The sequence below is a fragment of the Georgenia sp. genome, assembly GCF_054605595.1.
In genome coordinates this window covers 1-2,313 of sequence record NZ_JBTSDU010000219.1, presented here as the reverse complement: position 1 = coordinate 2,313, position 2,313 = coordinate 1, and the positions used below count along the sequence as shown (strand labels likewise).

The window sequence follows — 2,313 nt, the reverse complement described above, 5'->3', positions numbered from 1 at the left end:
TCAACCTTCCCTACATCCACGTCGTCGTCAACAACGCCTACCTGGGACTGATCCGCCAGTCCCAGCGGGCGTTCGACATGGACTACAACGTCCAGCTCTCCTTCGAGAACATCAACTCTCCGGAGGTCGACGGGTACGGCGTCGACCACGTGGCGGTCGCGGAAGGCCTGGGTTGCAAGGCCATCCGTGTGCGCCGGCCGGACGAGCTCCCTGCGGCGTTCGCCCGGGCGCAGGAGCTGACGAAGGAGCACCGGGTCCCCGTGGTCGTCGAGGTCATCCTCGAACGGGTCACGAACATCTCCATGGGGGCCGCCCTCGACAGCGTCCAGGAGCACGAGGTCCTCGCCGCACGAGCCGACGACGCCCCGACCGCGACCATCCCGATCGCTGCCGGCGTCGAGGTCGCGGTCTGATCGGTGCCGACTGATTCGAAAGGAAACTTCATGGACATCAGGTATGCCGTCAACTGTTCGATCCTGTTCAAGGAGCTGCCGCTGCTAGAGCGCCCGGCCGCGGCCAAGGCCGCGGGCTTCGACGCGGTCGAGTTCTGGTGGCCTTTCCCCACCGCCGTGCCCGACGACGGCGAGGTGGAGCAGTTCGAACGGGCGGTCCGCGACGCCGGTGTCGAGTTGATCGGCCTGAACTTCTTCGCCGGTGACATGGCTGCGGGCGAGCGGGGCATCGTGTCCCACCCCGGCCGGGTCGACGAGTTCCGGGACAACGCGGCAGCAGTCGCCGGGATCGGCCGCGACCTCGGGTGCCGAGCCTTCAACGCCTTGTACGGCAACCGCGTACCCGACGCGGACACCGCCGCGCAGGACACGGTGGCCGCGGAGAACCTCGCGTTCGCCGCGCGGGCCGTCGCGCCCATCGACGGGACGGTGCTGCTCGAGCCCGTCAGCGGCTCCGAGGGGTATCCGCTGCTCACCGCCGACGACGTGATTTCCGTCATCGACCGGGTCCGGGACGAGCACGCCGTGGAGAACGTCGGGTTCCTGTGCGACTTCTACCACCTGGCCACCAACGGCGACGATCTCGCAAGGGTCGTCGAGCGTTACGGCGCTCGCGCGGCCCACGTGCAGATCGCGGACGCTCCCGGCCGGCACGAGCCGGGCACCGGAAGTCTGGACCTGTCCGGGTATGTCGCCGGGGTGCGGCGGGCCGGCTATGACGGCTGGGTGGCCCTCGAGTACGTCCCGAGCGGCAGGACCGAGGACTCCTTCGGCTGGCTCCGCGCCGACGGGGCCTAGCCGAGGGGAGGGCGGGAGGCGCAGTGGAGAACACCGGTAGGGGCGGACATGTGGTCATCGCGAGCGACAAGTTCAAGGGCAGCCTCACAGCGCGTCAGGTGGCCGACCGCATCGCAGCCGGCCTTCGCGACGGCGCCCCCGAGGTCGCCCTTCGCACGGTCCTCGTCGCGGACGGTGGCGACGGCACCCTCGACGCGCTGACCGCCGCCGGATTCACCGCCGTGCCAGTGACGGTGGACGGCCCCACCGGGGAGCCCGTCGGCACCTCGTTCGTGGTCCGTGACGACACGGCAGTGATCGAGCTGGCCGACGCCTGCGGCCTCGTCAGGCTTCCCGATGCGCGCCCCGCGCCTTCGACGGCATCTAGCTACGGAGTGGGGCAGGTGGTCGCTGCGGCCCTGGATGCCGGGTACCGCGACCTGATCATCGCGGTCGGCGGCAGTGCCAGCAGCGACGGGGGGGCGGGCATGATCGCCGCTCTCGGCGGGGTCCTGCTGGACGCCGCGGGACACGAGCTGCCGCGCGGGGGCGGCGCTCTCACCGAGCTGGCACGACTCGACCTCTCCGGCCTGCACAGCGGACTCGGCGACGCGCACATCGTCCTCGCCAGCGACGTGGACAACCCTCTGCTGGGACCCAGCGGAGCCGTCGCCGTCTACGGCGCCCAGAAGGGCGCCAACGGGCCGGTGGCCGATCACCTCGAGGCGGGGCTGGCCCGCTGGGCCCAGGTGGTCGCCGAGGTCACGGGGATGGACGAGTCCGGCCGGGAGGGCGCCGGTGCTGCCGGTGGGGTGGGGTTCGCCGCGATGGCGGTCCTCCGAGCGCGCATGCGGCCCGGGATCGACCTCCTTCTCGACCTCGTCCGCTTCACCGACGAGCTCGACGGCGCACGGCTGGTCATCACCGGGGAAGGGTCGTTGGACCGCCAGACGCTTCAGGGCAAGGCCCCGGTCGGCGTCGCGCGAGCAGCCCGACGCGCGCAGGTTCCCGTGGTTGCCGTGTGCGGACGCAACTCGCTCAGCGAGGAGGAGGCCCGCTCGGTCGGCATCGCGGAGGTCTTCGC

The 2,313-nt window shown here is 71.2% G+C and carries 3 protein-coding genes; all 3 read left to right on the top strand.

Going from position 1 to position 2,313, the window contains the following annotated elements; translation table 11 throughout:
* Positions 1-413: thiamine pyrophosphate-dependent enzyme (locus ACYC1Z_RS15085; RefSeq protein ID WP_461410329.1), on the top strand; the 413-nt coding region annotated here is incomplete at its 5' end.
* 30 nt (positions 414-443) lie between these two features.
* Entirely contained in the window at positions 444-1,250 is an 807-nt protein-coding gene (locus tag ACYC1Z_RS15080) for a hydroxypyruvate isomerase family protein (protein WP_461410328.1), read from the top strand.
* Between the two features lie 23 nt (positions 1,251-1,273).
* Positions 1,274-2,313: glycerate kinase (locus ACYC1Z_RS15075; protein ID WP_461410327.1), on the top strand; the 1,040-nt coding region annotated here is incomplete at its 3' end.

Excerpts from the sequence above, each read along its gene's own strand:
- ACYC1Z_RS15080 (WP_461410328.1), top strand. The coding sequence starts at position 444 with ATGGACATCAGGTATGCCGTCAACTGTTCGATCCTGTTCAAGGAGCTG.